Raw genomic sequence first — 25,623 nt, forward strand, 5'->3', positions numbered from 1 at the left:
CCCGATTCGCTTCGAGCCCGAAAGCCCTGCCATGCTGATCCTGCGCTCCTCACCCGCCTCCCCCTTTGGCCGCAAGGTCAAGCTCACCCTCGCCGAACTCGGCCTGAGCGACCGGGTCGAAGTCGCCGCCACCGACACGACCAATCCCGCGGATTCGCTGCGCACCCAGAACCCGCTCGGCAAGATCCCGACGCTGGTTCTCGAGGACGGCACCACACTGTTCGATTCGCGGGTCATCGTCGAATATCTCGACCATCTCGCCGGCGGCGGCAGGATCATCCCGGCAGGCGCAGAACGCTTCGCACAATTGCGGCTGCAGGCGCTCGCCGACGGAATCTGCGATGCGGCACTCCTGCAAGTCTACGAGGTTCGCTTCCGGCCCGCCGAAATCCGCCATGCCGGCTGGGTCGAGAACCAGCAGGGCAAGATCGACCGGGCACTGGCGGCGCTCGAAGCCGAGCCGCCGGCCTTCGCCGACCGGCCGCGGATCGGCGAGATCGCGCTCGCCTGCGCGCTCGGCTATCTCGACCTTCGTCATGAGGGCAAATGGCGCGCCGCGCATCCGCGACTCGTCGCCTGGCTCGACGCCTTTTCCGAAAAGGTCCCGGCCTTCGAGGCGACGCGCGTCAAGAGCTGAGGGCCGGACTGCTCCGGCGGCGTGCGCCCCGCAAGTCGCCGGCGCACTCACATTTCAGCGTCACAAGATCAAGGCCGCATCCAGATCGCCGCACGTCCGTTCGGACGCGGTCACGGCGATCTATCTCTTTGTTATCGCATCGGACCGAAAAGTGGAGTCCACTTTTCGGTCCGATGCCATAGGCGGCCTTTTGCATGCTCGGGCAAGACCACGTCCGCGACCGCGCACTGCTCCAAACAAAGAAAAACCCGGTGGCCGAAGCCACCGGGTCCGTTCCGTCTCCGTAAGGAGAGATCAGAACTTGTAGCTGAGGCGGGCGCGCACGACCGAGAAGTCGGTGCCGACCTTGGTGCCAGCGCCGGCGATGTTCTTCTCGCCGAGGTCGACGTAGAGGTACTCGACGCCGCCGATCAGGTTGTTGGTGAAGGCGTACTCGACGCCGCCGCCGACAGTCCAGCCGCCGGTGTGCGAACGATCCGACGAGAAGGCCAGGGTCGGGATCGAGGTCTTCACGTTGCCATAGGCCCAACCACCGGTGATGTAGGGCATGAACCGGTCGAAGGCGACGCCGACGCGAGCGCGGACGGTGCCGAAGTACTCGGTCTTGACGCTGTCACCGAAGACGTTGCGGCCGGTGCCGAGGTCGGCGCCCTGGATGTCGGCTTCGGCGCCGATCACGAACTGGCCCATCTGGTAGTTGTAGCCGATCTGGCCACCACCGACGAAGCCGTCGAGATTGCCGATGTTGTTGGCCCAGCCGTTGAGGTTCACATTGCCCCAGCCGTAGCCGGCGTTGGCGCCGACGTAGAAGCCGGTCCAGGTGAACACGGGAACGTAAACCGGGGCAACGACCGGGCCCTTGCGGCTCGGCAGGTCGGCAGCGGAGGCAGCGCCAGCGGCGACGAGACCGAGGGCCGCAACGCCCGAAAGCAGGAACTTCTTCATGGTGTACTCCTTGATAGTCGTCGCTGAGGCCGGCACCGGTCCGGCAGTGATATCGATGACCCCTTTATAAGGTCGATAGCCAGCCGTGTCTGTTGCGGCAAGAACACATCTGCTTGCCAGACCGCGGCGAAATTGCGGCAGAATGCGGAAGCAAGAAGGCATATTGATCAACGCCAGTTAGTGATTGTTAAGACAGAGTGAATGGTGAATCAAATACTAACGCAACGGCAGGCGCCAAGACACCGAACGGCCGGGCCCACCACACAAACGCCGCAATCCGAATTGGGTTCCCGTTCCGCACGGATAGGCGCCGGGGCCGGGCTTGCTTGCAGGGGGCGGCAGCCCATGCTTAAGCCGGGATGCCCTCCCACAGAGACGTCTGCGTGCCGCCTATCTCGATCTTCATCATCGCCCGCGACGAAGCCGACCGGATCGGCCGCACCATTGCGGCGGTGCGCTCGCTCAGCGACGACATCGTGGTGGTCGATTCCGGCTCCACCGACGGCACGCAGGCCGTTGCAGCCGAGCTGGGCGCGCGCGTCATAGAGAACCCCTGGCCGGGCTATGGCCAGCAGAAGCGCTTCGCCGAGGACCAATGCCGCCATTCCTGGCTGCTCAATCTCGATGCCGACGAGGTTGCACCTCTCGAACTCGTGAACGAGATCGCCGCTCTGTTCGCCGCCGGTGAGCCCTCCGCGGACGCCTACAGGCTGCGCATTGCGGAGGTCTTCCCCGGCGAAGGCGCACCGCACCGCTTCGCCTATGCCCTGACTCCGGTCCGCCTCTACCGCAGCGACAAGGGACGCTATTCGCCCTCGCCGGTTCACGACCGGGTCGAGCTGCAGCCCGGAACGCGGATCGGCAGCCTGAAGGGCACGATCCATCACTATTCCGTGCGTTCACTCGGCGAGCAGATCGCCAAGTTGAATTCCTATAGCGATGCCCAGGCCGAGGATCTCGACCAGCGCGGCGAAACGCTCTCGGCCTTACGGCTGGCGCTGGAATTCCCCGGCAACTTCTTCAAGGCCTATATCGGCCGCCGCCACGCTCTGCGCGGCGTCTACGGCTTCATGACGGCCATGAATTACGCGTTCTACCGCTATCTGCGCGTCGCCAAGCACTGGGAGCGCCGGCTCCAGCGTCGCGGCGAACGCCACGAAGGAGGCCCGAATGGCCGCTGAGGTCGCACTCGTCACCGGAGGAGCCCGTCGCATCGGCCGCGCCATCGTCGAACGCCTGGCGGAATCCGGCTATGCGGTGGTGATCCATTGCAACCAGTCGCGCAGCGAGGCCGAGGAACTCGCCGCGCAGATTCGTGCGAAAGGTGGCCAGGCCGCCGTCGTCACCGCCGATCTGGTCGATGCCGCAGCGGTCGACGGCGTTCTGCCGGCCGCGGAAGCAGCCTTCGGCCCCGTCACGCTGCTGGTCAACAACGCCTCGAGTTTCCTGATCGACGATGTCCGCTCGCTCGAGGTGCTGCGCTGGAACCGGCAATTCTCGATCAATCTGCGGGCCCCTTCGGTCCTCGCCGGGGCGATGGCCAACCGGCTTCCGGCGGACCGGCAAGGTGCGATCGTCAACATCATCGACCAGCGCGTCCGGAAGCTGACGCCGCAATACTATTCCTACACGCTGACCAAATCGGCCTTGCTTGCGGCGACGACGACCATGGCGCAGGCGCTCGCCCCGCGCATCCGCGTCAACGCCGTCGGCCCCGGCCCGACCTTCGCCAATGCGCATGGCGGCGAAAGCGCCCTTGCCGCCGAGGCGGCCGGAACGCTGCTGAACCGCAAGGTCGAGCCCCGGGAGATCGCCGATGCTGTACTTTACCTTGCCCGCGCCGAAGCGATCACCGGCCAGATGATCGCGGTCGACGCCGGCCAGCATCTCGCCTGGCGCACGCCCGATATCGTCGACTGACGGCGCCGGTCGCTCAGACTTTCGCCTCGGTGCTGTAGGGCGCCCGGCCGCTCGCCAGCGCGTCGTCGAGCAGTTCGAGCCTGTCCTGGCCCCAAAACACCTCGCCGCCGAGGACATAGCTCGGCGCGCCGAAGACACCGGCCTTCACCGCCGCCTCGCTCGAGGCCGCATAGCGCGCCGCAACCGCCTCCGACTCGGCTTCGCCGACCAACGTCTCGCCGTCGAGCCCGGACGCATCGGCCATCCCGATCACCAAATCGCGCTGCGACAGGTCGAGCTCCTGTGCCCAGACGCCGGCCAGCACGCGCTTCATGAAGCCGCCGGGGTCCTTGCCGGCGAGCGTCGCGGCGATCAGCGCCCGGTCGGCCAGTGCGATGTCGAGCGGGAAATGGCGCGGGAACAGGTTCAGTGCCTTGCCGCGCCGCTCGCGCCAGCGCTGCAATTCGAGGATGCGATAGCGCTGGCGCACCGGGTGGCGCTTGGGCAGCGGCAGGCCGCCGGTCTCGTCGAAGACCGAGCGCAACGGCACCGGAAGATAGTTGACGGCGCAGCCATGACGCGCCGCGATCGACAGGAAGAGCTCGTGGCCGAGATAGGTCCAGGGCGAAAGGAGGGAAAAATAATAGTCGATCTGTCGCTGCATCGCCGGTCTCCACGCAAGGCGTGCGAGATTGCCCTCCCGCAACGCGCCGCGACAAGGGGCTCCGGCGCGACGGCTCATGCGCGAATCGCGTGTACGGATCGAAGGCCAGCGCCCTCAGCGAGGGCGCAGCGAATTCCGACGGAATACGCCTCAGGCGGTCTTGTTCTTCACCGCCCCGATGATCGCCGTCAGGATCGCGCCGCCGGCACCGCCGCTGATCAGGTTGGCGAGAATGCCGCCGATGCTGAGATTCCCGCCCGCCGCCGCCGCGGTGATCGCCGGCAGCACGATCGGGACCAGTTGGCCGAGCACGCCGCCGCCCACAAGTCCGGCGATGGTGTTGCCGATGGTGCCCAGATCGAAACTCGGCGAGGCCTTGCCGGCCGCATTGCCGCCGATCGCGCCGGCGACCAGATTCATCAGAATCTGTTCCATATGTCCCCCGCAGCCATGTTGATGGTGGATGACCGCGGAAGGATGACTCCGTCCCGTCCCGCAAGCAACCAGAGATGACGCAAGGGCAGGCCGGCAGTGATCAGGTCAGCGTGATCGCCGAAATCAGCCGGCCGTAATCCCCCTCCTGGCGATGGGTGGTGCGGCGGTAGCTGTAGAAGCGCGCCTCGTCGGCATAGGTACACAGGCCAAGATCGATGAAACGACCGATCCCCGCCTCCTGGGCGCGATGGGCAATGAAGGCCGGCAGGTCGAACATTGCATGCGCCGGACGCTCCGAGGCATGAAAGAAGCGCGAGAAGGTCGGATTTTCCGCCTTGAAGCGCTCGATGAACTCCGGCCCGACTTCATAGGCCGCGGCACTGATCGTCGGGCCGAGCACGGCGATGATGCGCTCGCGCCGCGCGCCGAGCTTCTCCATCGCCGTCACGGTCGCGCCGACGACACCGCTGAAAGCGCCCTTCCAGCCCGAATGCGCGGCACCGATGACCCCGGCCTCGCTGTCGGCGAACAGGATCGGCCCGCAATCGGCGCTGGAGACGCCGAGCGCGACACCGTGAGCGATCGTCACCATCGCATCGGCCTGCGGACGCTCGGCCGGCCAGGGCCCGGTCACGACAGCCACATCGGGCGAATGCACCTGGTAGACGCTGACGAACTTGTCGCGCTCGACGCCGAGCTGCGCCGCCATGCGCGCCCGATTCTCGGCGACATGGCCCTGGTCGTCACGCGAACCGACGCCGCCGTTCAGCGAGGCGTAGATCCCGGTCGAGACCCCGCCATCGCGCGTGAAGAAGGCATGCCGGATGCCGGTTTCACCGGCAAGATCGGGAGAGGTGATGAACATCGCTTTCCAGCTCCGATTCAGGGGGCGGCCTGCTCTGGCAGGCGATGAAGGTCAAATCCGGGCAGCAAGGGCAGGCGCGGGTCGGCCAGTGCCAACACCTTGAAGAGCTGCCCCATATCTGTCCCACGGTCGGCTGCGACGAGCCGGCTCGCGCCGGCTGCGAGCCTGGCCGCCTGCTCCGGCACCGCCCGCCGCGACAGCGCCGCAACGCGCTGTTCGAGCCCCAGCGCCAGCAGGAAATCGCGCTGCGTAACCGCGCCATGCACTGCCGCGCCAGCCGCCCGACCAGCCTGCGCCATGCGCTCGAAATCGACGTGGACGGTCAGATCGGCATCGCCCGGCTCGGCCAACGGATCGACGAAGCCGTGCTGCCGCATCGCCTGCAGGGTATCGCCGAAGCCGGTCTGCACCGCGCCATAATCGATGAAGAGACCCGCACCGCCCTCTGCCGCGACATGGCGCGCAACGGTCGCGACCGTCTCCAGCGCCGCGAGCGGCTGCTCCAGCACGGCGCCTTGCGGAGCTGCGCGCGCCATCCGCCCTTCGGGTTCGGCAGACAAGCCGAAAGCGAAGCGCCCCTCGCCGTCGAGGCCGACCAGCCGCTCGCGCCAGCCTTCCGGTGTCAGGACGAACTGGTCGAGTGGCAGGGCGTCGAGGAATTCATTGGCGACGATGAGCGCCGGCCCGTCCAGCGCGTCCTCGATCCGCTCATGCCAGACGGGAGCCATGCCGCTCGCGGCCAGCGTCGCCCTCTGCCGCTCGCGCAGCACCGGGCTGGTCTCGACCATGTGGACGGTCAGCGCCTCGCGAAAACCGGACACGACCTTGCCGGCTCGCAGCATGTCCTGCATCAGCGTGCCACGGCCGGGGCCGAGTTCGACGAGGCGGAACGGCGCCGGCTCGCCCATCATGCGCCAGGCGGTCGCCGCCCAGAGCCCGATCAGCTCGCCGAAGATCTGGCTGATCTCCGGCGCCGTGGTGAAGTCTCCGGCAGCGCCGAACGGATCCTGCTTCATGTAGTAGCCATGACGCGGATGGCCGAGGGCGAGTGCCATGTAGCGGGAGACGCTGAGCGGCCCCTCGTCGCGGATCAGCCGGGCAAGCTCCTGCGCCAGCGGCGTCACGATTGCGCCTGCCCTCGCCGCGCACGCAGGACCAAAGCGAGCCCCGCCAGGAACAGCGGGATCGACAGCAGCATGCCCATGGTCAGCCCGCCGCCGCTACCCATGCCGGTGCCGAACAGGAAGCCGAGCTGCGGATCCGGCTCGCGGAAGAACTCGGCGGCGATGCGCGCCACCGCATAGCCCATGCCGAACACGCCGGCGACGAGGCCCGGCCGCCTGAAGCCGCCGGCCCGCACGACCAGAGCGAGCAGGAGGAAGAGCACCAGCCCCTCGCCGAAGGCCTCGTAGAGCTGGCTTGGATGGCGCGGCGCCGGCCCGGCATGCGGGAAGACCATCGCCCATGGCACGTCCGGCGCCGGCCGGCCCCAGAGCTCGGCATTGATGAAATTGGCGATGCGGCCGAGGAACAGGCCGATCGGCACGACCGCAGCCGAGAGATCGAAGACGCTGAGCACCGGCACGCCGCGCCGGCGCGCGAACAGGACGAGCCCGGTCGCGGCTCCGACCAGCCCGCCATGAAAGGACATGCCGCCCTGCCAGACCGCGACGATGTCCTGCGGACGCGCCAGATAGCGCTCGAGATCATAGAACAGCACGAAGCCGAGGCGCCCGCCGAGAACCACGCCGAGCGCGACGAAAAGCAGCATGTCGTCGAGTTGGTCGGCGCCAGGCCGGGCGCGGCCGCCCCACAGTCCGTCGGCCATCACCAGCCTGCGGGCATACCACCAGCCACCGAGCAGCCCGGCGACATAGGCGAGACCATACCATTTGATCGCGACCGGCCCGAGCTGGAGCGCGACCGGATCGATCACCGGGAAGGGAATGGCAAAGACGGGCATCGGCAGGCAATCCGGGGGGCTGAGCGCGTGATGTCGAACGCTGACAGGACGCGGTCAAGCGGAAATGCGCACCGCTCGCCCGCTGGCGACCACATTGACGGGCCCGGCCTGCGCTCCGGTCAGGGCAACCCGGAATCGCCGAACCGCGGTCAGTTGTCCTTGGTCCGGCGACGGCGGACCGGCTTCGCCTCGCTTGGCTCCGGCAGCTTGGCCTTGGCTTCGGCCTCGACCGCTTCCTTGGCGAGACGCAGCGCCTTCAGGCGCTCCGTCTTCTGTCGCACCTGGAGGGCTTCGTCCTCGATCGTCTGCCAGACCAGCGAGGCATCGCGCTTGCGCTGTTCGGATTTCTCGAAAGCGACCTGCGCGCGCGCCTTGGCATCTTCCAGCTTCATGTTGCGGCTCGACATGGCAACCTCTCTCCAGCTGGTGTCGGATGCGTGTCAGCTCGCCGGGCGGGGCGCCATGCCGGGCCGGGCCGTCCTGCCAAGCGGTGGCTTGCGCTTCGGTGCGGGCAGCAGGCCATCGCGCTGCGCCTGCTTGCGCGCCGCTTTCCTTGCACGCCGGATGGCATCGGCGCGTTCGCGCACACGCCGCTCGGACGGCTTCTCATAGGACCGGCGCTGCTTCATTTCCCGAAACACGCCTTCGCGCTGCATCTTCTTCTTCAGGACACGCAGCGCCTGATCGACATTGTTGTCGCGCACAAGAACCTGCATCGGCATCCTTTCTTCAAAAAACAAAAAAGGGCCGGGCTTGATGTCCCGACCCCTCGATAGCCCTTGCCTCAGAGCGTTACGTGATGGCGCCAGTACATCCGTGGTCGCCGTTCAGATCGCTTCGCCCGTGGCGGCGGGCCTTCATTCGGCGCGCAGATTATCCGCCGACATCTTGCCGGAGCGCTTGTCCTGGACCAGCTCGTAGCTGATCTTCTGGCCATCGCGCAGATCGCGCATGCCTGCCCGCTCGACAGCGCTGATATGGACGAACACGTCCTGACCGCCATCATCCGGCTGAATGAAACCAAAACCCTTGGTGGCGTTGAACCACTTGACCGAACCCGAGCTCATCGGAGCCTCCTACAGTCGTGCTTAGTGAAGCCACACGAAACAGTGCAGCGGCGATTTCGAACAGAGGAGGAAGATCGTCAGCGCGGCGCATTCGCGAGCGCCGAGGCCAAGTCGTTCGGCCTAATATCGAAACGCAGACATAGAGTCCGGGATCGATTTTGTCAATAAAAAATTCAAAAAGCGGTCAAATCACCTCTCGGCCGCCCTCGCAGATCGCTCGTAAAACCTCGATCACATCAACGGAAAATAGATAAGCTGGCCACCTGAATACAGAGCTATTCAAGCGGGCGAACGACCTGTTCATCGGCGCGAAACCGTGCGTGATGCGCCGGGCAGGAAGGGGCCGCTCCTGACATGACGAAGCGCCTGCGGCATCCTACATGCAGACCATGAATCGCGAACGCCCCGACATCCCCGAAGACGAGATCGAGCTGGAGAACGAGACCAGCCTCCCCGCGCCTGAGCCTGCGCTCGACCTCGGCGAGGCCTCTCCCGGCGCGCTCAAGGCTGGTATCGAGGTGATCGCCGAATTCGCCAGGCACCTGCCGAACAAGCCCGGCGTCTACCGGATGTTCGATCGCGCCGGCGAAGTGCTCTATGTCGGCAAGGCCAAAAGTCTGAAGAACCGGGTCTCGGCTTACGCCCGCGGCATGGCCCACACCAATGCGGTGGCGCGGATGATCGCCGAGACCGCGAATATGGAGTTCGTCACCACCGGCACCGAGACCGAGGCGCTGCTGCTCGAATCGAACCTGATCAAGCAGCTCAGGCCGCGCTACAACGTACTGCTGCGCGACGACAAATCCTTCCCCTACATCTTCCTCTCCGGCGACCATCCGGCGCCGCAGATCGCCAAGCATCGCGGCTCGCGCCAGCGCAAGGGCGATTATTTCGGCCCCTTCGCCTCGGTCTGGGCTGTGGAACGCACCATCGACGCCCTGCAGAAGGCCTTCCTGCTGCGCTCATGCTCGGACAGCTATTACGAGAACCGCACGCGGCCCTGCCTGCTCTTCCAGATCAAGCGCTGCTCCGGTCCCTGCACCGGCGAGATCTCGCACACCGACTATCAGGCCCTCGCCGACCAGGCCCGCGACTTCCTCTCCGGCCGCTCCTCGGCGGTGAAGCAATTGCTCTCCGAACGCATGCAGGCGGCGGCCGAGGAGCTCGAATTCGAAAAGGCAGCGCGTTATCGCGACCGGCTGGCGGCGCTCTCGGCAGTGCAGGCCGGGCAGGACATCAACACGCAAGGGGTGGAAGAGGCCGACGTCTTCGCCATCGACGAGCAGGCCGGTCAGTTCTGCGTCGAGATCTTCTTCTTCCGCAACAAGCAGAACTGGGGCAACCGCGCCCTCTTCCCGCGCGCCGACAAGAGCCTGAGCCCGGCCGAGGTGCTCGCCTCGGTCGTCACGCAGTTCTACGACGACAAGCCGCCGCCACGGCTGGTCCTGGTCTCGCATGATCTGCCCGAGGCCGAGCTGATCGCCGAAGCGCTGTGCACCCGCGCCGGCCGCAAGGTCGAGCTCGCGGCGCCCAAGCGCGGCGAGCGGCGGGACCTCGTCGCCCATGCCCAGAAGAACGCGCATGAGGCGCTCGCCCGCAAGCTCGCCGACAATGCCGGCCAGCAGAGCCTGCTCAGCGCGCTCGGCGTCGCCTTCGGCATGGCGAAGGCGCCGCGCCGCGTCGAGGTCTACGACAACTCCCACATCATGGGCATCAACGCGGTCGGCGGCATGGTGGTCGCGGGCAGGGACGGCTTCATGAAGAGCCATTACCGCACCTTCAACATCTCCAGCGACACCATCGCCGGCGACGATTTCGGCATGATGCGCGAGGTGCTGAAGCGGCGTTTCTCGCGGCTGGCGAAGGAGGGAGCAGCAGCAGAGCCCCCTTCCAGCCCTCATCCTGAAGCGGCCGTCTCGCAGGATGCTCCAGAAGGCGACAGCACTTCGACGACCATCCTTCGAGACGCGCCTGACGGCGCTCCTCAGGATGAGGTTTCCGCTGGGACGAACGGACCAGTGCCCGATCCCGAAGACGGCGCCCCCTTCCCCTCGCGGCCCGACCTCGTCATCGTCGACGGCGGTAAGGGGCAGTTCGAAGCGGCGCGCAAGATCATGGCCGAATGCGGCGCGGGCGACATTGCGCTCGTCGCCATCGCCAAGGGCGAGGACCGCAACGCCATGCGCGAGACCTTCTTCATGGTCGGGCGCGAGCCGTTCAAGCTGCCCCCGCGCGACCCGGCGCTCTACTTCATCCAGCGGCTGCGCGACGAGGCCCACCGCTTCGCCATCGGCACGCATCGCGCCAAGCGCAAGCGCGACATCACCAAGAACCCGCTCGACGAGATTCCCGGCATCGGCCCCGCCCGCAAGCGCGCGCTCCTGCTACATTTCGGCACGGTCAAGGCGATCCAGCGCGCCAAGCTCGACGACCTGATGAAGACGCCCGGCGTCAATGCCGCGACCGCCAAGGCCGTTCACGACCATTTTCACGAGCGCTGAGCCCCTCTCACGGCTGATCGGCCCGATCTGAGCCGGGCCGGCCTCGCCAACGGCGGCCGGCGTCGAAACGCAGCTTCGCCATGCAATCACCTTGTTCCGTGTTGACGCTGTCGCAAAGGCGCGGCTTGGTGTTCTTCGTGACGATTCTTCCTGATGCTATCCGGCGCCGCGGCCCCTGGTCGCTGCCAAATCTTTTGACCTATGGCCGGATCGCTGCGATTCCGGCGCTGGTGGCGCTGCTGTTCTGGCCGCGCGACGACTGGGCCCGCTGGGCGGCGCTGGCGATCTATGTCGCCGCCGCGATCACCGACTATCTCGACGGCTGGCTCGCGCGCGCCTGGAGCCAGCAATCTGCGATCGGCCGCATGCTCGATCCGATCGCAGACAAGCTCCTCGTCTGCGCGCTCCTGCTGATGCTGGTCCATACCGAGACGATCAAGGGCTGGTCGATCTGGGCGGCGATCGTCATCCTCTGCCGCGAGATCCTGGTTTCGGGCCTGCGCGAGTTCCTCGCCGACCTCAAGGTCAGCGTCCCCGTCAGCAAGGTCGCGAAATGGAAGACGACGGCACAGCTCTTCGCGCTCGGCTTCCTCGTCGTCGGCCCGGCCGGCGACCAGGTCCTGCCCCACAATACCCAGATCGGGATCGTCATGCTCTGGATCGCCGCCATGCTGACGATCTATACCGGCTGGGACTATTTGAACGCCGGCATCCGGCATCTCGTCGCCATGGATGAGCGCGCGCCATGAACCAGCATGTAGCCGCCCCGCCCCTGAAGCTCGTCTATTTCGCCTGGGTGCGCGAGCGCGTCGGCCTCGCCGACGAGATCGTCTCGCCGCCGCCCGGCACCGCGACCATCGCCGAGCTGGTGCGCTGGCTGAAGACCCGCGGCGAAGGCTATGAGCTCGCCTTCGAGAACGAGGCGATCGTGCGCGCCGCCATCGACCATACCCATGCCAAGCCCGCCGCCTCGATCGCCGGAGCCCGCGAGATCGCCTTCTTCCCGCCAATGACCGGCGGCTGAGCGGGGACGGACGATGACCCCGGTGGTCCGCATCCAGCGCGAGGATTTCGACCTCGGCGCCGAGGTCGCGGCGCTCGGTCGCGGCGATGCCAATATCGGCGCCGTCGTCAGCTTCACCGGCCTGTGCCGCGACGAGAGCGGCCGGCTCGCAGCTCTGGAACTTGAGCATTATCCGGGCATGGCCGAGGCAGAGATCGCGCGGGTCGCCGCGGAGGCCGCCGCGCGCTGGCCGCTCTCCGGCCTCCTCGCCATTCATCGCTTCGGCCTGATCAGGCCGGGCGAGCAGATCGTCCTGGTGATCGCCGCATCGAGCCATCGCCGCGAGGCCTTCGAGGCCGCCGATTTCCTGATGGATTATCTCAAGACCCGTGCCCCGTTCTGGAAGCGGGAGCATCTCGCCGATGGCAGCATCGGTGGCTGGGTCGAGGCCAAGGCGGATGACGACAAGGCGGCGGAACGCTGGAGCTGACGGTGGGCACGCTATGGTTTCGGACGAGGCTGGTCCCGCTCTGCGGCGCAATGCTCCTGGCCGCGATGGTCCCGGCATCGGCACAGGGCCAGAGCAAGACCTTCCGCGACTGGACCGCCGGCTGCGACAACCTTCGCAGCTGCACAGCGCTCTCACTGCCCGATGAAACAGCCCAGACCGTCGGCTATCTCAGGCTCGAACGGCCCGCCGGCCCTGGCGGCGCCGTCTCCCTCTCACTCAAGCTGACGGGCGAGAAACTCAAGGCGCCGCTCACGATCGGCCTCAAGCTCGACGACGCGCCCTTCCCGGCTGGCGGCAAGACGCTTGCCGCCAGCGTCGAGGACGGCGAGACCGCCCGTATCGTCTTTTCGGAAGTCGACACCGCGGCGCTGATCGCTGCTGCGCGCAAGGCGACCAGGCTTTCGGCCACGCTGGCCGGCAAGACCTATGCGATTTCGCTCGCCGGCTCGGTCGCGGCCATGCTCTGGATCGACGAGCAGCAGGGCCGGCTCAACACCATGACGGCGCTGGTCCGCAAGGGCCCGGCCGCCGCGAGCACCGTGCCGTCTCCGCCGGCCCTGCCGGTGATCGCCGCCAGGGCGACCGGCCCGGCGCTGGCTGACGGTACGGCGAAGGCGTTGGGCGCCGCCCTGCGCAAGCATCTGAAGGCGAGCGACCCGGACGCCTGCGAGGACGATGACAGGGGCGCCCGCTACAACCCGGACCGGGCCTGGCCCCTCGATGGCAGACGCAAATTGATCGGGCTGTATTGCGGCGCCGGCGCCTACAACATCCTCACCGGCTACTGGCTGGTCACGGGCGACGCGATGGCCGGCGCACGCAAGGTCGCCTTCGCCGGCAATGACGACAATGTCCTGATCAATTCGGATTACACGCCGGAGAACGGCCAGCTCGGCTATTTCGCCAAAGTCCGCGGCATCGGCGACTGCGGCGGCTCGGGCAACTACGCCTGGACCGGCTCCGACTTCGCGCTCACGACGCTCAGCGCGATGGGCGAATGCCGGCAGCTGCCGTCGGACGACTGGCCGGTGCTCTTCCGCAGCGAAGTGAAGGTCACGAAATGAAAAATCCCGGGCAACCGAGCTGCCCGGGACGAATTCAATCGAAGATGTTGGGCGGCCTCAGGCCGCCTTGGACTTCGGACGAACCTCGTCCGAATAATCTTCCATGACCACCTTGCCCATATTGCCGGTGACGAAGTTGTAGGGGCCGATCTCGGAGACCAGCGTCACCTCGGCGGCCGAGCCGGTGATGAAGCACTCGGAGAAGCCTTCCAGCTCCTCCGGCCGGATCCGGCGCTCGACCACCTCGAAACCACGCTTCCTGCACAGTTCGATCACCGACTGGCGGGTGATGCCGTTCAGGAAGCGGTCGGCGGTCGGGGTGTGGATCACGCCGTCCTTGATGAAGAAGATGTTGGCGCCGGTGCATTCGGCGACATTGCCTTCCCAGTCGAGCATCATCGCATCGGCATAGCCGCCGCGCTCCGCCTTGTGCTTGGAGAGCGTCGCGATCATGTAGAGGCCGGCGGCCTTGGCATGCACCGGGGCGCAGGCCGGGTCGGGACGGCGATAGGTCGCGATGTCGAGGCGCACGCCCTTCAGCTTTTGCGCCATGTCGAACATGCTCGGCCATTCCCAGACCGCGATCGCGGTATGGATCGCGTTGTTCAGACCGGAGACGGCCATCATCTCCGAGCCGCGCCAGGCGACCGGGCGGATATAGGCGTCGCGCAGGCCGTTTTCCTTGAGGCAGAGATATTTGGCTTCATCGAGCTCGGCGATCGAATAGGGGATCGTGAAATCCATGATCTCGGCCGATTTGTGCAGGCGCTGCGAGTGCTCGGTGCACTTGTAGATCACGCCGTCATAGGCGCGCTCGCCCTCGAAGATGCAGGATCCGTAATGCAGCCCATGGGTCAGTACGTGCACCTTGGCGTCCTTCCACGGCACGAGCTTGCCGTCGAACCAGATGACGCCGTCGCGCTGGTCGAAAGGAATGACTGACATGGTACAGATCCTCCTGATCCTCTTCTTGCAGCCGACATCGCCACAAGGCGAAACCGGGTGCAAGCGCGGTATCAAAACTACGCCGAAGCCGGCGCTTGCGACATAATCGGTCGCACCGCGTGCTTGACCGGTAATCTTACGTCTGAGATATGTCAACAAGGCTGACATAAAAAGAGATCACGAACGTGAGCACGCCCACCCCGACTCCCGTAGCTCCGGCCGCATCAGAAACGTCGAGCCAGCCGGTGCCCTACGACCTGATCGAGCTGTTCTTCTTCGCCTATCGCGACTTCGTCGGCGATCCCGACCGCATCCTCGCCGATTACGGCTTCGGCCGCGCCCATCACCGCGTGCTGCACTTCGTCCAGCGCCGGCCGGGCATGACCATCGCCGAGCTGCTCGATATCCTGCAGATCACCAAGCAGAGCCTCAACCGCGTGCTGAAGGAGCTGGTCGAGACCGGCTTCGTCGAGCAACGGCCCGGCACCCGCGACAAGCGCCAGCGCAAGCTGCACGCCACCGCGGCAGGGCGCGAGCTCGCCATTCGCCTCGCCGAGTTGCAGGCCAGGCGCATCGGCCGCGCCCTCGAAGCGGCGGGCCCCGAAACGGCCCCGATCATCGCGCGCTATCTCGCCGGACTGATCGATCCGGCCGCACGACGCGGCGTTATGGCGCATCTGGCTGGGTCGACCTGACGCTTCGTGCTAGTCGGAAGGGCATGAGCCCGAAGACGACATTGGCGAGAGGGATGGGATGATGGCGCCAAGCGGCCAGCGCAAGCCGATTCCGGACGAGGCCCCACATATCCTGGTGGTCGACGACGACCGCCGCCTGCGCGACCTGCTGGCGCGCTTCCTCGGCGACCACGGCTACCGCGTCACCACCGCCGCCAACGCGGCGGAGGCCGATAATCGTCTCGGACATCTCGTCTTCGACGCCATGGTGCTCGACATCATGATGCCCGGCGAGAACGGCTTCGACTTCGCCCGTCGCCTGCGCACCGGCTCGGAGATCCCGATCCTGATGCTGACGGCGCGCGCCGACAGCGGCGACCGCATCACCGGGCTGGAACTCGGCGTCGACGACTATCTTTCCAAGCCCTTCGAGCCGCGCGAGCTGATCCTGCGGCTCGGCAACATCCTCAAGCGAAACGCCCAGCCCGAACCGCCACCGCCGCCGCCGCGCCCGGACTATGTCCGCTTCGGCCCTTTCATCTTCGGTCTCGCCCGCGGTGAGTTGCGCCAGGGCGAGGAATCGATCCGCCTGACCGAACGCGAGCGCGAGATCCTGACCGTTCTCGCCGAGCGGGCCGGCGAGCATGTGCCGCGCGAGCAGCTCGCCAATCAGGGCTCGGCCGCCAACGACCGCACCATCGACGTCCAGATCAACCGGCTGCGCCGCAAGATCGAGCGCGACCCGACCGATCCGCTCTATCTCCAGACCGTCCGCGGCGTCGGCTACCGCCTCGTCGTCGACCGGGGCTGAAGGTCATGGCCGACGCCTCGCTCCGGCGCCGCCTCCTCCCCCTCGCCACGGGGATCGGTACCTGGCTGCGCCGGGTGGGCACCGTTCTGGCGCGCATCGGCGCCGCCCTGTTCGCACCGCTCAAGCGCCTGCAGAAGCGCCCGGCGCGGGCGATCAGCCGGGTCATGCCCAAGGGCCTCTATCCGCGGGCGCTGGTCATCGTCATCGCGCCGGTCGTGCTGCTGCAATCGGTCATCGCCTATGTCTTCATGGAGCGTCATTGGCAGACGGTGACGCAGCGGCTCTCCGCGGCGGTCTCGCAGGACATCGCCGCACTGATCGACGTCTATGAGAGCTACCCGCAGGACAAGGACGCGACCCTGCTCTCGCGCATCGCCGAGGAGCGGCTCGGCCTCGATGTCGACATCCTGCCCGACACCGACCTGCCGGCGCCGGGTCCGCGCCCCTTCTTTTCGCTGCTCGACAGCGCGCTCTCGACCGAGCTCAGCCAGCAGGTGAAGCGGCCGTTCTGGCTCGACACCGTCGGCCGCTCAAGCCTGATCGAGATCCGCATCAAGCTCGGCAAGGACGTAATGCGTGTCCTGACCCGGCGCAGCCAGGCCTATGCCTCGAACAGTCACATCTTCCTGCTCTGGATGACCGGCACTTCGCTGATCCTCCTGACCATCGCCGTGCTCTTCCTGCGCAACCAAATCCGGCCGATCCTGCGCCTGGCCGACGCGGCCGAGGCCTTCGGCAAGGGGCGCGACGCCGATTTCCGCCCGCGCGGGGCCCGCGAGGTCCGCCGCGCCGGCAATGCCTTCATCGAGATGAAACGCCGCGTCGAGCGCTCGATCGGCGAGCGCACCATGATGCTGAACGGCGTCAGTCACGATCTGCGCACCATCCTGACCCGCTTCAAGCTCTCGCTCGCCTTGCTCGAGCGCTCTCCCGACCTCGAGGCGATCGAGAAAGATGTCGACGAGATGAGCCGGATGCTCGAGGACTATCTCGCCTTCGCGCGCGGCGATGCCGGTGAATCGCCGGTAGAGACCGATATCCGCTCGCTGCTGGAGCATCTCAAGGCCGATGCCGAGCGCCAGGGCCATCAGACCGAACTCACCGTCGCCGGCGACCCGCTCGTCGTCGTCCGCCCCGACGCCGTCCGCCGGCTGCTGACCAATCTGGTTTCCAACGCGGCCCGCTTCGGCGACCGCATCGCCATCCGCGCCACGCATGATGCGCGCTATCTCATCGTCATGGTCGATGATGACGGGCCGGGCATCGCGCCGGAGTTGCGCGAGGATGTGTTCAAGCCGTTCTTCCGCCTCGACGAGGCCCGCAATGTCGATGGCGGTGGTACCGGCCTCGGCCTCGCCATCGCCCGCGACATCGCCCGCTCGCATGGCGGCGACATCATGCTGGGCGAGTCGCCGCTCGGCGGCCTGCGCGCGACGGTGCGTCTGCCGGTCTGAGCGGGCGGCTCTCCAGCCTGTGCGCAAGAAGCCCCGGGTCGAGCTACGCTCGCCCGGGCCCACGACCGATGCCTTGCTAGGCTGGACGCGCCCTACTGACGCCAGGGCGCCTTGCGGGCCGAGCGGTTCACGCGCTCGACATCGCTCTGCGACAAGGCGAGATCGGAGAGCGCCTGATCGTCCATGCGGTAGAGGGCCCGTGCGCTCGCCCGCATGGCGAGCCAGTCCTCGAAACGCAGCAGCAGCCCGGAAAGGCCCATAGCGGCATGCCTCTCGGCGAGCTGGGATAGATTTTCTGTGGCGGTCCTGGCCGGCATGGCGGCTTCCTGTCATGGCGATTATGCTCGTGAATCTGCGCCTTGCGGACCAGCCGAGCAAATGAGAACTTCTACGCTTCCGCCCAAGCTGAACTTGGCCAGTCAATGTCCCGTCGCCAGCTTCCGCCACTAACCGCGCTGCGCGCCTTCGAGGCGGCGGCGCGGCATCTCAACTTCGAGCGGGCCGGCGAGGAGCTGGCGGTCACCGCAAGCGCGATCGGCCAGCAGGTCCGGGCGCTCGAGAGCTGGCTGCGGCGCCCCCTTTTCACCCGGCTACCGAGCAAGGGCGTGGCGCTGACCGCCCTCGGCGAGCGCTACGCCACCACGATCTCGGGCCTGCTCGACCAGCTCGACGAAGCCACGGCGCAGGCGATGCGTCCCGATGCCTCGACCGCGCTGACCGTCAGCACCATGCCGAGTTTCGCCCTGAGCTGGCTGATCCCCAGGCTCGGCTCGCTGAAGGAGCGCCATCCCGAGCTCGAAGTGCGGATCTCGATCTCGGCGCATCTAACCGATTTCGGGCGCGAGGATGTCGACGTGGCGATCCGCTTCGGCCAAGGTGTCTATCCCGGCCTGCGCTCCGACCTGTTGATGGAGGAGCACTTCTTCCCCGTGTGCAGCGCCGCGCTGCTCGGCAACCCTCAGCGCCCCTTGCGCGAACCCTCCGACCTTCGTCATCACACTCTGCTGCACGAGGCGGCGGAGAGCATTCCCGGCTACATCACCTGGCCACGCTGGCTCGCCATGGCCGGCGTCGATGGGGTCGATTCCGCTCAGGGACCCCGCTTCTCGCACACCTTCCTGGCCTTGCAGGCGGCCGCCTCGGGCCAGGGCGTCGCGCTCGCGACCAGCGTGCTGATCGGAGATTATCAGGATGCGGGCCGCCTCGTCCGGCCCTTTCCGCATCAGGTCAGGAGCCCCTACCAGTATTATCTGGTCTGCCCGGAAGCCTCGGCCGAGCGGCCGGCGATCGCGGCGTTCCGCAATTGGATACGAAACGAGGCGAAGGCCCACAACGAACGGCACTGACCCGGATCGCCGGGATCAGGCGCCGGGCTCCGGTCGGATCACCGGCAATTGCTGCAGCCGCGCCACGGCATGGTCGAGGAACACCCTGACCTTCGACGCCAGCTGCTGGCCGCCCGGTACAACAAGCTGGACCGGCGCGGCCGCGGGCTCCCATTCGCGCAGCAGCCGGATCAGCGTGCCTTCCGCGAGATCCGGCGCGACCTGATAGGACAGCGCCCGTGCCAGGCCGCGCCCGGAACGAGCCGCGATCAGCACCGACTCGACTTCGTTGACGATCAGGCGTGGTGTGATCGTCACGCCGGCGTCGCGGCCGCTGCCGGCGAAGCGCCAGAACAGCGTCTGGCCGGCGGCGATGCTGGCGATAGTGTCGTGCCCGGCAAGATCGGAGGGCCGCTGCGGAATGCCACGCCGCGCGAGATAATCGGGAGACGCCACCAGCACCCGCCTGACCTCACCGACCTTGCGGGCGACCAGCCGCGAATTCGGCAGCGCCCCGATCCGAACGGCCAGGTCGAGTCCCTCCTCGATCAGGTCGAGATTGCGGTCGGACAAGGTCAGCTCGACCTGCACCTCGGGATGAAGGTCGAGGAACTCGGCCACGATCGGCGTGACATGGCGCCGGCCGAAGGCGAGCGGCGCCGTGATCCGCAAGACCCCGCGCACCGGCGCGCCGGCGACGTCCGACAGCGAGGCATCATATTCCGACAGGATCCGCCGCGCCGAGGCGGCCAGTTCCCGTCCGGCTTCGGTCGCCATCAATTGCCGTGTCGTACGCGCGATCAGGCTGACGCCGGCTCGCCTTTCGAGGGCGGCGAGCGCCCGCGTCACCGCCGGGCGTGAGCGCCGCAATTGCCTTGCCGCCCCGGCGAGGCTGCCCGTGTCGATGATCGCGACGAAGATCGAAAGCTCGTCCAGACGGTCCAGTTTCGTTGCTCCGAATGGAATTCTGATTTGCGACGATACCGTCTTTCGACCGTCAGGCGAAACAATCAGATTTGCCGGGCAACAACGAGGTCCCCATGTCCGGCTCCCGCATCGTCCTGCACGGCACAGCTCTCTCCGGTCACACCCACCGGGTCGAACTCCTCCTGCTTGCACTGGAGCTGGCGTTCGACTTCGTGCCGGCGCCGGCGGAAGTCCGCCGGGCCGAAACCTTTCGCGCCCTCAACCCGTTCGGCCAGATCCCGGTGCTGCAGGATGGCGACCTCACCCTCGCCGACAGCAACGCCATCATGGTCTATCTGGTCAGGCGCTATGCGCCGCAGAGCAACTGGCTGCCGGACGAGCCGGTCGCGGCAGCCCAGACCCAGCGCTGGCTCTCGATCGCCGCCGGCGAGGTCATGCACGGGCCGGCCATCGCCAGGCTGATCGCCCAGTTCAACTTCCCCGACGAGCCGGGCCGGGCCGAACGCATCTCGACCCGTCTCCTCGCCTTCATGGATGGGCATCTCCAGGATCGGAGCTTCCTCGCCGCCGGGCATCCGACGCTGGCCGATCTCGCCTGCTACTCCTATGTCGCACATGCCCCGGAAGGCGGCATCGACCTCGCCCCCTATCCAGCCGTCGGCGCCTGGCTCGCCCGCGTCGAAACCCTGCCCTTCTTCAAGCCGATGCCGCGCTCACCCATTCCGACGAGGAGGTGACCCCGATGGACGGGCAGCCTTTCCACCCGGGCGAGTTGAAGGCGCAGGCGCTTGCCGGGCAAAGCTCACGCGGGATCGGGATCCGCAGCTTCATGCCGGACCAGCATCGGGAGTTCTTTACGCTGCTGCCCTACATCTTCGCCGCCGGACTCGACACGGCCAGCTGCCCGATCGCGACCGTGCTGACCGGCGAAGAAGGCTTCGTCGCGAGCCCATCGCCGACCGAGCTTGCGATTGCCGCCCGGCCCCCAGCGCATGACCCGGCCATGGCGGCCTTCGCGGCCGGAGCGCCGATCGGCCTGCTCGGACTGGATTTCCGTACCCGTCGGCGCAACCGTGCCAATGGCAGGATCACCGCGCTCACCGACAGCGGCATGACGGCCGCGATCAGCGAAAGCTTTGGCAACTGCGCAAAATACATCCAGGCCAGGCAGCACGAAGCCGTGCCGGCCTCGGCACCGAGGACCGAAGAATTCGCTGGTCTCGACCCGGCAACCAGAACCCTGATCGCGCAGTCGGACACGCTCTTTATCGCCAGCGCCTCGAAAAGCGGGGTCGATATCTCGCATCGCGGCGGCCGGCCGGGCTTCGTCGCCGTCGAGGGCGACCGCCTGACGGTCCCCGATTTCGCCGGCAACAGCTATTTCAACACGCTCGGAAACCTGCTGCTCGAACCAGCCGCCAGCCTGCTCTTCATAGATTTCTCGAGCGGCGATCTCATCCAGCTCCAGGGCGAGACCGAGATCGTCTGGGACGGGCAGGAACGCGACGAACTCACCGGTGCGCAGCGGTTCTGGCGCTTCCACAGCCGGCGCGGCTGGAGGCGCCGGGGAGCGCTGCCGTTGCGCTGGTCCGCCCCGGAACCTGCCCCGACGACACTCGCGACGGGGCGCTGGCGGCCGACGTCAGCGGCCGCCGGCTGACCGCTCAGTACATCCGCCCGCCATCCGGAACCGGCAGCCCCGGCCCGATCAGCACGACCTCGCCATCGGCATCGGGAATGCCGAGCGTCAGCACTTCCGACATGAACTTGCCGATCTGGCGCGGCGGGAAATTCACCACCGCCAGAACCTGCCGGCCCGGCAGGTCCTCGGGCCGATAATGTCTGGTGATCTGTGCCGAGGACTTCTTGCGGCCAATCGTGCCGCCGAAGTCGATGACGAGCTTGATCGAAGGCTTGCGCGCCTCGGGATAGGGCTCGGCCTCGACGATGGTGCCGACGCGGATATCGACCTTGAGGAAATCCTCGAAGCCGATCGGCGCTGCAGGCTCGGACGGTGTGCTCAAAACTCCTCCCAACCGCGATCATTACCGGCGAGAACCGGCTTGCGTGGCACCGCATGGCCGTTGCTAGCGGCCGGAGCCGCGCGCGTCGGGCGCGGTGCCGGTGCCGGTGAGACGTTCGCGACCTGCGCCATCCTCGCAGCCATGGCCTTGAGCGCGGTCACGTCGCCGCCGAGCCTGAAGCGCGAGACCAGCTCGGCGAGGCGGTCGGCCTCCTGCGCCAGCGCTTGCGAGGCGGCTGTCGACTGCTCGGCCATCGCCGCGTTCTGCTGGGTCGCCTGGTCCATCTCGTTGACGGCGGTGTTGACCTCTTGCAGCCCCATCGCCTGCTCCTGCGCCGCGGCAGCGATGTCCGCAACGAGCGAGGTGGCGCGGGTGATCTCGCCGGACATGCGCTCGAGCGCCTTGCCGGTCTGCCCGACCAGCGCCACGCCCTTCTCGACCTCGACCGAAGAGGCGGTGATCAGCCCCTTGATCTCCTTGGCGGCATCGGCCGAACGCTGGGCGAGCGCCCGCACCTCGGAAGCGACGACCGCGAAGCCCTTGCCGGCATCGCCGGCACGCGCTGCCTCGACGCTCGCGTTGAGCGCCAGCAGATTGGTCTGGAAGGCGATTTCGTCGATCACCCCGACGATCTGCGAGATCTCCTCGGAGGATTTTTCGATGCCGCCCATGGCGGCGACCGCCTCGCGGACGATCTGGCCGGACTGCTCCGCCTCACCCTTGACCTGGGTCGTCGCCTGGCTGGCCTGGCGCGCGCCTTCGGCGGTTTGGCGCACCGTCGCGGTGAGCTGGTCGAGCGCGGTCGCGGTCTCCTCCACGGACGAGGCCTGCTGCTCGGTCCGGCTGGCGAGATCGTCGGCAGCCTGACTGATTTCGCCGGCGCCGGCCTTCATGCTCTCGGTATTGTTGGCGATCTGGCGCATCGTCTCTTCGAGCTGCGCGATCGCCGCGTTGAAATCCTGCTTCAGCTTGGCGTACTCGCTGCTGAAGACGGCATCGATGCGATAGGTCAGATCGCCAGCGGTCAGGTGCTCGAGACCGGCACCCAGCTCCGCCACGACAACAGCCTGCTTCTGCGCCTCGTCGCTGCGCTGCGCCTCGTTGAGGCTGCGCTGCGTATCCGCGGCACGGCGCTGCTCGCTCGCATCGGCTTCGGCCTGGGCCTTCTCGGCCTCGACCTGTTGCTTGGCCAGGGCCGCATCGCGGAACACGACCAGCGCCCGCGCCATGTTGCCGACCTCGTCCTGGCGCTCCTGATGGGCGATCGCGACCTGAAGATCGCCGGCGGCGAGCGCGCTCATGTTCTCGGACAGCCCTGCGAGCATGCGTGAGGCACGACGGCTCAGATAGAAGACCAGCCCGAACATCAGCAAGGCGAGCGGCACGAGCACGATGGCGACGTCCCGGACCAGCTCGGCGAAGGCCGTGTCGACGCTATCGAGATGCGTCCCGGTCCCGATCACCCACTGCCATTTCGGCACGGTGGCGACATAGGACATCTTCAACGACGGATCCTTGTCCCCCGTCTTCAGCCAGTGATAATCGAGGAAGCCTTCACCCTGCGCCTTGCCGAGATCGACCATCTCCTTGACGAAGAAGCGGCCATTGGCGTCCTTGAAGGCCATCATGTCCGACCCGACCAGCTTGGGATTGGCATGGGCGATGTTGACGCCGTCGAAGCGCACCACAAACAGGTAGTTGCCGTTGTCGAAGCGGGCATTGGCAATGGCGTCGATCGCCAGCTTCTGGGCGTCCGCCTCCTTCAGCTCGCCCTTCTCGACCCGCGCAAGATAGGCGTTCACCGTAGAAGCCGCCGCCTCGACGATTTCCTTCACCTCGGACCGCTTCAGCTCCACCAGATCGATACGCGCCTGATTGAGGGTCACGGCGACGCTGACCACCGCGATCACGGCGGCGAGAATCGCGACCAGGCCGAACGAGCGACCGATCGACAGCGAGGCAAATTTCTTCAGAAGGGGCATGCGCGGGCCTCAGAGGTGAGATGCCGCACAGTTGCCAGAAATCGCTAAGGGCCACTTAATGGCGCCACGTTTCCGCCACGATAGGGCGCCGCAGCTCAGATCGCCGCCGCGTAGCCATCGCCTTCTTCGCTGCGCATCCGCTCCCTTCGGCTCTCGCGCCGGCCGCCGCAGAGCGCCCGCGCGAGGCCGCGCAGCGGCGCGGTAAGCCGGTGCACATCCTCGACGCGGGCCATGATCCGGCCGGCGGATTTCAGCTCGCGATCGAGCTTGGCCATGGTCCGCGACAGCTCCGGCTCGTCATCATCGAGCCAGGTCTCGGCGACGCGGCTCATCAGCAGCACCGCGCCGCGGACCCTGACAGCACCGAGGCTGTCCTCGGTCGGGATGCCCGCCGAGGCCAGTAGATAACGCCAGGAATTCACGGCGCTGCGGCCGAGCGCCGCCAGCGCCAGCGGGTCACGCCGCAGCGCCGGCATCACGGCGCGCAGACCGGGCTTGTAGGGCGCCAAGGCGTCGAGGCGGCGCATCACCAGATCGAAGACGCGCTCCTTGTAGCTCTCCTCCATGAGGTCGTCGGCATTGCCCGCCAGCACCGCGTCATCGGCGATCCGCCCGAGCCCACCGAGAATGGCGAGCTTGGAGGGGAACAGGCCGCGCATCTCGGACAGGCTCAGCCCGGCCTCGCGGGCGATATCGGGCAGCTCGATCTGATCCCACGGACGGCCGGCCGCCAGTCGGAACAGCGCCTCGACGACGGCGCGGCGCGGATCGGGCCTGGGAGCCGCAGGTTTCGCCGCTGAGGGCTCGGCTGCGGGGGAAGCGGGCTTGCGTGCCATCGGATTCTCCTGTCGCCTGCTGTGCATCGAACCGAAATGTGGAAGCCACTTTTCGGACAGGTCCGATGCCTCAACCAAGGGCCGGATCAGCAACGCCTGCAATCGAGCGCTCGGCGATCCAGCGCCCTGAATCTAGGCTTCGCAGGCGCTGGATGAAAGACCGCTCAGCCGGAAAGCTCTTCGGCGCGACGTTTGGCGGCAGCAACCGCACGCCGCATCAGCAGTGGCATGCCGTCTTCGGCCATCAGGACCTCGAGCGCGGCGGCGGTCGTGCCGCCCGGCGAGGTCACATTCTGGCGCAGCGTCCCCGGAGCAAGATCGGACTGGAACAGCATCTCGCCGGCGCCCTCGACCGTCGCCCGCGCCAGCCGCCCCGCCAGATCGGCCGGCAGGCCGGCAGCTGCGCCGGCAGCCGCGAGGCATTCGACGAGATGGAAGACATAGGCAGGCCCGGAACCCGAAACCGCCGTCACGGCATCGATCAGCCCCTCGTCACCCAGCCATTCGACCTTGCCGATGCTGCCGAGCAGCGCGTCCGCCATCTCCCGCTGGCCGGCGCTGACGCCGGGGCCGGTGGCGGCGGCGGTGACGCCGCGCTGCACCGAGGCCGGCAGATTCGGCATGGCACGCACGATCGCCCCGGCATTGGGCAGGCGCTGGGCGAGATCGCCGAGCGTCTTGCCGGCGAGGATCGAGATCAGAAGGGTGCGCGGGCCGATCAGCGCCTGCACCGACGGCGCGGCAGTGTCGAGCATCTGCGGCTTGGTCGCCAGCACAACGACCTCGGCCGGGGCGACCGTCGGCGGGTTGACCGTCATGCCCTTTTCCGCAGCCAGCGCCGACATGGCGTCGCTGATATGCGGGTCGACCAGGGTGATCCCCGGCCCCTTCATGCCGATACGGAGCCAGCCCTCGAGCATGGCGCCACCCATTTTGCCTGCGCCGACGAGCACGAGGGATTGCGGAAGCTGGCTAGACATGGGCGTCTCTCTTGTCGATGCCGCGCGTCATTCTCGGGCGCAGCGAAAGCGAAGACCCGGGAATCTCCTTCCGGAGACGCACGGGTCAAGCCCGAGCATGACGCGCAATGG

30 protein-coding genes are annotated in these 25,623 nt (G+C 67.1%); 14 read left to right on the top strand and 16 right to left on the bottom strand.

Annotated elements, in window-relative coordinates; all coding sequences use genetic code 11:
- Positions 1–31: 31 nt before the first annotated feature.
- Positions 32–637: a glutathione S-transferase gene (locus tag ACWGRX_RS17505; RefSeq protein ID WP_452118582.1), complete on the top strand. Its 606-nt coding sequence runs from the start codon at positions 32–34 to the stop codon at positions 635–637.
- A gap of 294 nt (positions 638–931) precedes the next feature.
- Here the strand turns inward: ACWGRX_RS17505 and ACWGRX_RS17510 are convergent, their stop codons facing one another.
- A complete protein-coding gene (locus tag ACWGRX_RS17510) occupies positions 932–1,582 on the bottom strand; it encodes an outer membrane protein (RefSeq protein WP_291633386.1) in 651 nt (216 codons plus the stop codon).
- Between the two features lie 383 nt (positions 1,583–1,965).
- Here ACWGRX_RS17510 and ACWGRX_RS17515 point away from each other — a divergent pair, with 383 nt between their 5' ends.
- Positions 1,966–2,763 (top strand): glycosyltransferase family 2 protein, encoded by a 798-nt coding sequence (locus tag ACWGRX_RS17515; RefSeq protein WP_452118583.1) that lies wholly within the window; start codon positions 1,966–1,968, stop codon positions 2,761–2,763.
- Positions 2,753–3,502, top strand: a complete 750-nt coding sequence (locus ACWGRX_RS17520) for an SDR family oxidoreductase (RefSeq protein WP_291633382.1) — start codon at positions 2,753–2,755, stop codon at positions 3,500–3,502. Before ACWGRX_RS17515 ends, ACWGRX_RS17520 begins: the two co-directional genes overlap by 11 nt.
- 13 nt (positions 3,503–3,515) lie before the next feature.
- On the opposite strand, the gene ACWGRX_RS17525 is transcribed toward ACWGRX_RS17520, so the two are convergent.
- The 8 genes from ACWGRX_RS17525 to ACWGRX_RS17560 all read right to left on the bottom strand — a co-directional run bounded on the left by ACWGRX_RS17525 (position 3,516) and on the right by ACWGRX_RS17560 (position 8,475).
- Complete coding sequence (locus ACWGRX_RS17525; RefSeq protein WP_452118584.1) at positions 3,516–4,145, bottom strand: 2-hydroxychromene-2-carboxylate isomerase; 630 nt, start codon at positions 4,143–4,145, stop codon at positions 3,516–3,518.
- Positions 4,146–4,295: 150 nt separating this feature from the next.
- On the bottom strand, positions 4,296–4,580 hold the full coding sequence (locus ACWGRX_RS17530; RefSeq protein WP_291633378.1) for a hypothetical protein: 285 nt from the start codon (positions 4,578–4,580) through the stop codon (positions 4,296–4,298).
- 100 nt (positions 4,581–4,680) lie between these two features.
- A complete protein-coding gene (gene pgeF / locus ACWGRX_RS17535; protein ID WP_452118585.1) occupies positions 4,681–5,445 on the bottom strand; it encodes a peptidoglycan editing factor PgeF in 765 nt (254 codons plus the stop codon).
- 17 nt (positions 5,446–5,462) lie between these two features.
- Positions 5,463–6,569, bottom strand: coding sequence for a class I SAM-dependent methyltransferase (locus ACWGRX_RS17540; protein ID WP_452118586.1), 1,107 nt, complete (start codon positions 6,567–6,569; stop codon positions 5,463–5,465).
- A complete protein-coding gene (lgt, locus tag ACWGRX_RS17545) occupies positions 6,566–7,408 on the bottom strand; it encodes a prolipoprotein diacylglyceryl transferase (protein WP_452118587.1) in 843 nt (280 codons plus the stop codon). Before lgt ends, ACWGRX_RS17540 begins: the two co-directional genes overlap by 4 nt.
- A gap of 149 nt (positions 7,409–7,557) precedes the next feature.
- On the bottom strand, positions 7,558–7,815 hold the full coding sequence (locus tag ACWGRX_RS17550) for a hypothetical protein (protein WP_452118588.1): 258 nt from the start codon (positions 7,813–7,815) through the stop codon (positions 7,558–7,560).
- A gap of 33 nt (positions 7,816–7,848) precedes the next feature.
- Positions 7,849–8,124 carry a 30S ribosomal protein S21 gene (rpsU, locus tag ACWGRX_RS17555; protein ID WP_452118589.1) on the bottom strand — a complete coding sequence of 92 codons (276 nt, stop codon included), beginning with the start codon at positions 8,122–8,124 and terminating at the stop codon, positions 7,849–7,851.
- Between the two features lie 141 nt (positions 8,125–8,265).
- Entirely contained in the window at positions 8,266–8,475 is a 210-nt protein-coding gene (locus tag ACWGRX_RS17560; protein WP_066471138.1) for a cold-shock protein, read from the bottom strand.
- A 389-nt stretch (positions 8,476–8,864) separates the two neighbouring features.
- Between ACWGRX_RS17560 and uvrC the strand changes: the two genes are divergently transcribed.
- The 5 genes from uvrC (at position 8,865) to ACWGRX_RS17585 (ending at position 13,554) form a co-directional block, all read left to right on the top strand.
- Positions 8,865–10,976 carry an excinuclease ABC subunit UvrC gene (gene uvrC / locus ACWGRX_RS17565; RefSeq protein WP_452118681.1) on the top strand — a complete coding sequence of 704 codons (2,112 nt, stop codon included), beginning with the start codon at positions 8,865–8,867 and terminating at the stop codon, positions 10,974–10,976.
- Between the two features lie 137 nt (positions 10,977–11,113).
- Complete coding sequence (gene pgsA, locus ACWGRX_RS17570) at positions 11,114–11,725, top strand: CDP-diacylglycerol--glycerol-3-phosphate 3-phosphatidyltransferase (RefSeq protein WP_291633368.1); 612 nt, start codon at positions 11,114–11,116, stop codon at positions 11,723–11,725.
- A 23-nt stretch (positions 11,726–11,748) separates the two neighbouring features.
- Entirely contained in the window at positions 11,749–12,000 is a 252-nt protein-coding gene (moaD, locus tag ACWGRX_RS17575) for a molybdopterin converting factor subunit 1 (RefSeq protein WP_291633419.1), read from the top strand.
- A gap of 13 nt (positions 12,001–12,013) precedes the next feature.
- A complete protein-coding gene (locus tag ACWGRX_RS17580; RefSeq protein WP_452118590.1) occupies positions 12,014–12,469 on the top strand; it encodes a molybdenum cofactor biosynthesis protein MoaE in 456 nt (151 codons plus the stop codon).
- Positions 12,470–12,471: 2 nt separating this feature from the next.
- Positions 12,472–13,554: a DUF1176 domain-containing protein gene (locus tag ACWGRX_RS17585; protein ID WP_452118591.1), complete on the top strand. Its 1,083-nt coding sequence runs from the start codon at positions 12,472–12,474 to the stop codon at positions 13,552–13,554.
- A 57-nt stretch (positions 13,555–13,611) separates the two neighbouring features.
- On the opposite strand, the gene ACWGRX_RS17590 is transcribed toward ACWGRX_RS17585, so the two are convergent.
- Entirely contained in the window at positions 13,612–14,499 is an 888-nt protein-coding gene (locus ACWGRX_RS17590; protein WP_452118592.1) for a branched-chain amino acid aminotransferase, read from the bottom strand.
- Between the two features lie 185 nt (positions 14,500–14,684).
- Here ACWGRX_RS17590 and ACWGRX_RS17595 point away from each other — a divergent pair, with 185 nt between their 5' ends.
- The 3 genes from ACWGRX_RS17595 to ACWGRX_RS17605 all read left to right on the top strand — a co-directional run bounded on the left by ACWGRX_RS17595 (position 14,685) and on the right by ACWGRX_RS17605 (position 17,438).
- On the top strand, positions 14,685–15,194 hold the full coding sequence (locus tag ACWGRX_RS17595; protein ID WP_452118593.1) for a MarR family winged helix-turn-helix transcriptional regulator: 510 nt from the start codon (positions 14,685–14,687) through the stop codon (positions 15,192–15,194).
- A 61-nt stretch (positions 15,195–15,255) separates the two neighbouring features.
- Complete coding sequence (locus ACWGRX_RS17600; RefSeq protein WP_291633415.1) at positions 15,256–15,984, top strand: response regulator; 729 nt, start codon at positions 15,256–15,258, stop codon at positions 15,982–15,984.
- Positions 15,985–15,989: 5 nt separating this feature from the next.
- A complete protein-coding gene (locus ACWGRX_RS17605; protein WP_452118594.1) occupies positions 15,990–17,438 on the top strand; it encodes an ATP-binding protein in 1,449 nt (482 codons plus the stop codon).
- Between the two features lie 92 nt (positions 17,439–17,530).
- Here ACWGRX_RS17605 and ACWGRX_RS17610 read toward each other — a convergent pair whose 3' ends face one another.
- Positions 17,531–17,755, bottom strand: coding sequence for a DUF1127 domain-containing protein (locus ACWGRX_RS17610; RefSeq protein WP_452118595.1), 225 nt, complete (start codon positions 17,753–17,755; stop codon positions 17,531–17,533).
- Positions 17,756–17,860: 105 nt separating this feature from the next.
- On the opposite strand from ACWGRX_RS17610, the gene ACWGRX_RS17615 reads away from it, so the two are divergent.
- A complete protein-coding gene (locus ACWGRX_RS17615; protein ID WP_452118596.1) occupies positions 17,861–18,784 on the top strand; it encodes a transcriptional regulator GcvA in 924 nt (307 codons plus the stop codon).
- Between the two features lie 15 nt (positions 18,785–18,799).
- On the opposite strand, the gene ACWGRX_RS17620 is transcribed toward ACWGRX_RS17615, so the two are convergent.
- Complete coding sequence (locus ACWGRX_RS17620; protein WP_452118682.1) at positions 18,800–19,735, bottom strand: LysR family transcriptional regulator; 936 nt, start codon at positions 19,733–19,735, stop codon at positions 18,800–18,802.
- A gap of 68 nt (positions 19,736–19,803) precedes the next feature.
- Here ACWGRX_RS17620 and ACWGRX_RS17625 point away from each other — a divergent pair, with 68 nt between their 5' ends.
- Both ACWGRX_RS17625 and ACWGRX_RS17630 read left to right on the top strand, forming a co-directional pair.
- Positions 19,804–20,427 (top strand): glutathione S-transferase, encoded by a 624-nt coding sequence (locus ACWGRX_RS17625; protein WP_452118597.1) that lies wholly within the window; start codon positions 19,804–19,806, stop codon positions 20,425–20,427.
- A gap of 5 nt (positions 20,428–20,432) precedes the next feature.
- Positions 20,433–21,350: a pyridoxamine 5'-phosphate oxidase family protein gene (locus ACWGRX_RS17630; protein ID WP_452118598.1), complete on the top strand. Its 918-nt coding sequence runs from the start codon at positions 20,433–20,435 to the stop codon at positions 21,348–21,350.
- Between the two features lie 4 nt (positions 21,351–21,354).
- Here the strand turns inward: ACWGRX_RS17630 and ACWGRX_RS17635 are convergent, their stop codons facing one another.
- From ACWGRX_RS17635 to proC, 4 genes are all read right to left on the bottom strand, one after another.
- The gene (locus tag ACWGRX_RS17635) at positions 21,355–21,714 is read right to left on the bottom strand and encodes a tRNA-binding protein (RefSeq protein ID WP_452118599.1); all 360 of its coding nucleotides are present in this window, start codon (positions 21,712–21,714) and stop codon (positions 21,355–21,357) included.
- Positions 21,711–23,696 (bottom strand): methyl-accepting chemotaxis protein, encoded by a 1,986-nt coding sequence (locus tag ACWGRX_RS17640; RefSeq protein ID WP_452118600.1) that lies wholly within the window; start codon positions 23,694–23,696, stop codon positions 21,711–21,713. The genes ACWGRX_RS17635 and ACWGRX_RS17640 overlap by 4 nt, the downstream gene beginning before the upstream one ends.
- Positions 23,697–23,791: 95 nt before the next feature.
- Positions 23,792–24,532 carry a TetR/AcrR family transcriptional regulator gene (locus tag ACWGRX_RS17645; protein WP_452118601.1) on the bottom strand — a complete coding sequence of 247 codons (741 nt, stop codon included), beginning with the start codon at positions 24,530–24,532 and terminating at the stop codon, positions 23,792–23,794.
- A gap of 164 nt (positions 24,533–24,696) precedes the next feature.
- On the bottom strand, positions 24,697–25,512 hold the full coding sequence (proC, locus tag ACWGRX_RS17650) for a pyrroline-5-carboxylate reductase (protein WP_452118602.1): 816 nt from the start codon (positions 25,510–25,512) through the stop codon (positions 24,697–24,699).
- Positions 25,513–25,623 lie beyond the last annotated feature (111 nt).

The organism is Allobosea sp. NPDC055594, from assembly GCF_053618995.1.

Excerpts from the sequence above, each read along its gene's own strand:
- ACWGRX_RS17610 (WP_452118595.1), bottom strand. The coding sequence starts at position 17,755 with ATGCCGGCCAGGACCGCCACAGAAAATCTATCCCAGCTCGCCGAGAGG.
- ACWGRX_RS17625 (WP_452118597.1), top strand. The coding sequence starts at position 19,804 with ATGTCCGGCTCCCGCATCGTCCTGCACGGCACAGCTCTCTCCGGTCAC.
- ACWGRX_RS17505 (WP_452118582.1), top strand. The coding sequence starts at position 32 with ATGCTGATCCTGCGCTCCTCACCCGCCTCCCCCTTTGGCCGCAAGGTC.
- ACWGRX_RS17550 (WP_452118588.1), bottom strand. The coding sequence starts at position 7,815 with ATGTCGAGCCGCAACATGAAGCTGGAAGATGCCAAGGCGCGCGCGCAG.
- uvrC (WP_452118681.1), top strand. The coding sequence starts at position 8,865 with ATGAATCGCGAACGCCCCGACATCCCCGAAGACGAGATCGAGCTGGAG.
- ACWGRX_RS17640 (WP_452118600.1), bottom strand. The coding sequence starts at position 23,696 with ATGCCCCTTCTGAAGAAATTTGCCTCGCTGTCGATCGGTCGCTCGTTC.
- ACWGRX_RS17600 (WP_291633415.1), top strand. The coding sequence starts at position 15,256 with ATGGCGCCAAGCGGCCAGCGCAAGCCGATTCCGGACGAGGCCCCACAT.
- ACWGRX_RS17605 (WP_452118594.1), top strand. The coding sequence starts at position 15,990 with ATGGCCGACGCCTCGCTCCGGCGCCGCCTCCTCCCCCTCGCCACGGGG.
- proC (WP_452118602.1), bottom strand. The coding sequence starts at position 25,512 with ATGTCTAGCCAGCTTCCGCAATCCCTCGTGCTCGTCGGCGCAGGCAAA.
- ACWGRX_RS17580 (WP_452118590.1), top strand. The coding sequence starts at position 12,014 with ATGACCCCGGTGGTCCGCATCCAGCGCGAGGATTTCGACCTCGGCGCC.
- ACWGRX_RS17645 (WP_452118601.1), bottom strand. The coding sequence starts at position 24,532 with ATGGCACGCAAGCCCGCTTCCCCCGCAGCCGAGCCCTCAGCGGCGAAA.
- rpsU (WP_452118589.1), bottom strand. The coding sequence starts at position 8,124 with ATGCAGGTTCTTGTGCGCGACAACAATGTCGATCAGGCGCTGCGTGTC.
- ACWGRX_RS17520 (WP_291633382.1), top strand. The coding sequence starts at position 2,753 with ATGGCCGCTGAGGTCGCACTCGTCACCGGAGGAGCCCGTCGCATCGGC.
- ACWGRX_RS17560 (WP_066471138.1), bottom strand. The coding sequence starts at position 8,475 with ATGAGCTCGGGTTCGGTCAAGTGGTTCAACGCCACCAAGGGTTTTGGT.
- ACWGRX_RS17530 (WP_291633378.1), bottom strand. The coding sequence starts at position 4,580 with ATGGAACAGATTCTGATGAATCTGGTCGCCGGCGCGATCGGCGGCAAT.
- ACWGRX_RS17630 (WP_452118598.1), top strand. The coding sequence starts at position 20,433 with ATGGACGGGCAGCCTTTCCACCCGGGCGAGTTGAAGGCGCAGGCGCTT.
- pgeF (WP_452118585.1), bottom strand. The coding sequence starts at position 5,445 with ATGTTCATCACCTCTCCCGATCTTGCCGGTGAAACCGGCATCCGGCAT.
- ACWGRX_RS17525 (WP_452118584.1), bottom strand. The coding sequence starts at position 4,145 with ATGCAGCGACAGATCGACTATTATTTTTCCCTCCTTTCGCCCTGGACC.
- ACWGRX_RS17510 (WP_291633386.1), bottom strand. The coding sequence starts at position 1,582 with ATGAAGAAGTTCCTGCTTTCGGGCGTTGCGGCCCTCGGTCTCGTCGCC.
- ACWGRX_RS17590 (WP_452118592.1), bottom strand. The coding sequence starts at position 14,499 with ATGTCAGTCATTCCTTTCGACCAGCGCGACGGCGTCATCTGGTTCGAC.
- lgt (WP_452118587.1), bottom strand. The coding sequence starts at position 7,408 with ATGCCCGTCTTTGCCATTCCCTTCCCGGTGATCGATCCGGTCGCGCTC.
- ACWGRX_RS17615 (WP_452118596.1), top strand. The coding sequence starts at position 17,861 with ATGTCCCGTCGCCAGCTTCCGCCACTAACCGCGCTGCGCGCCTTCGAG.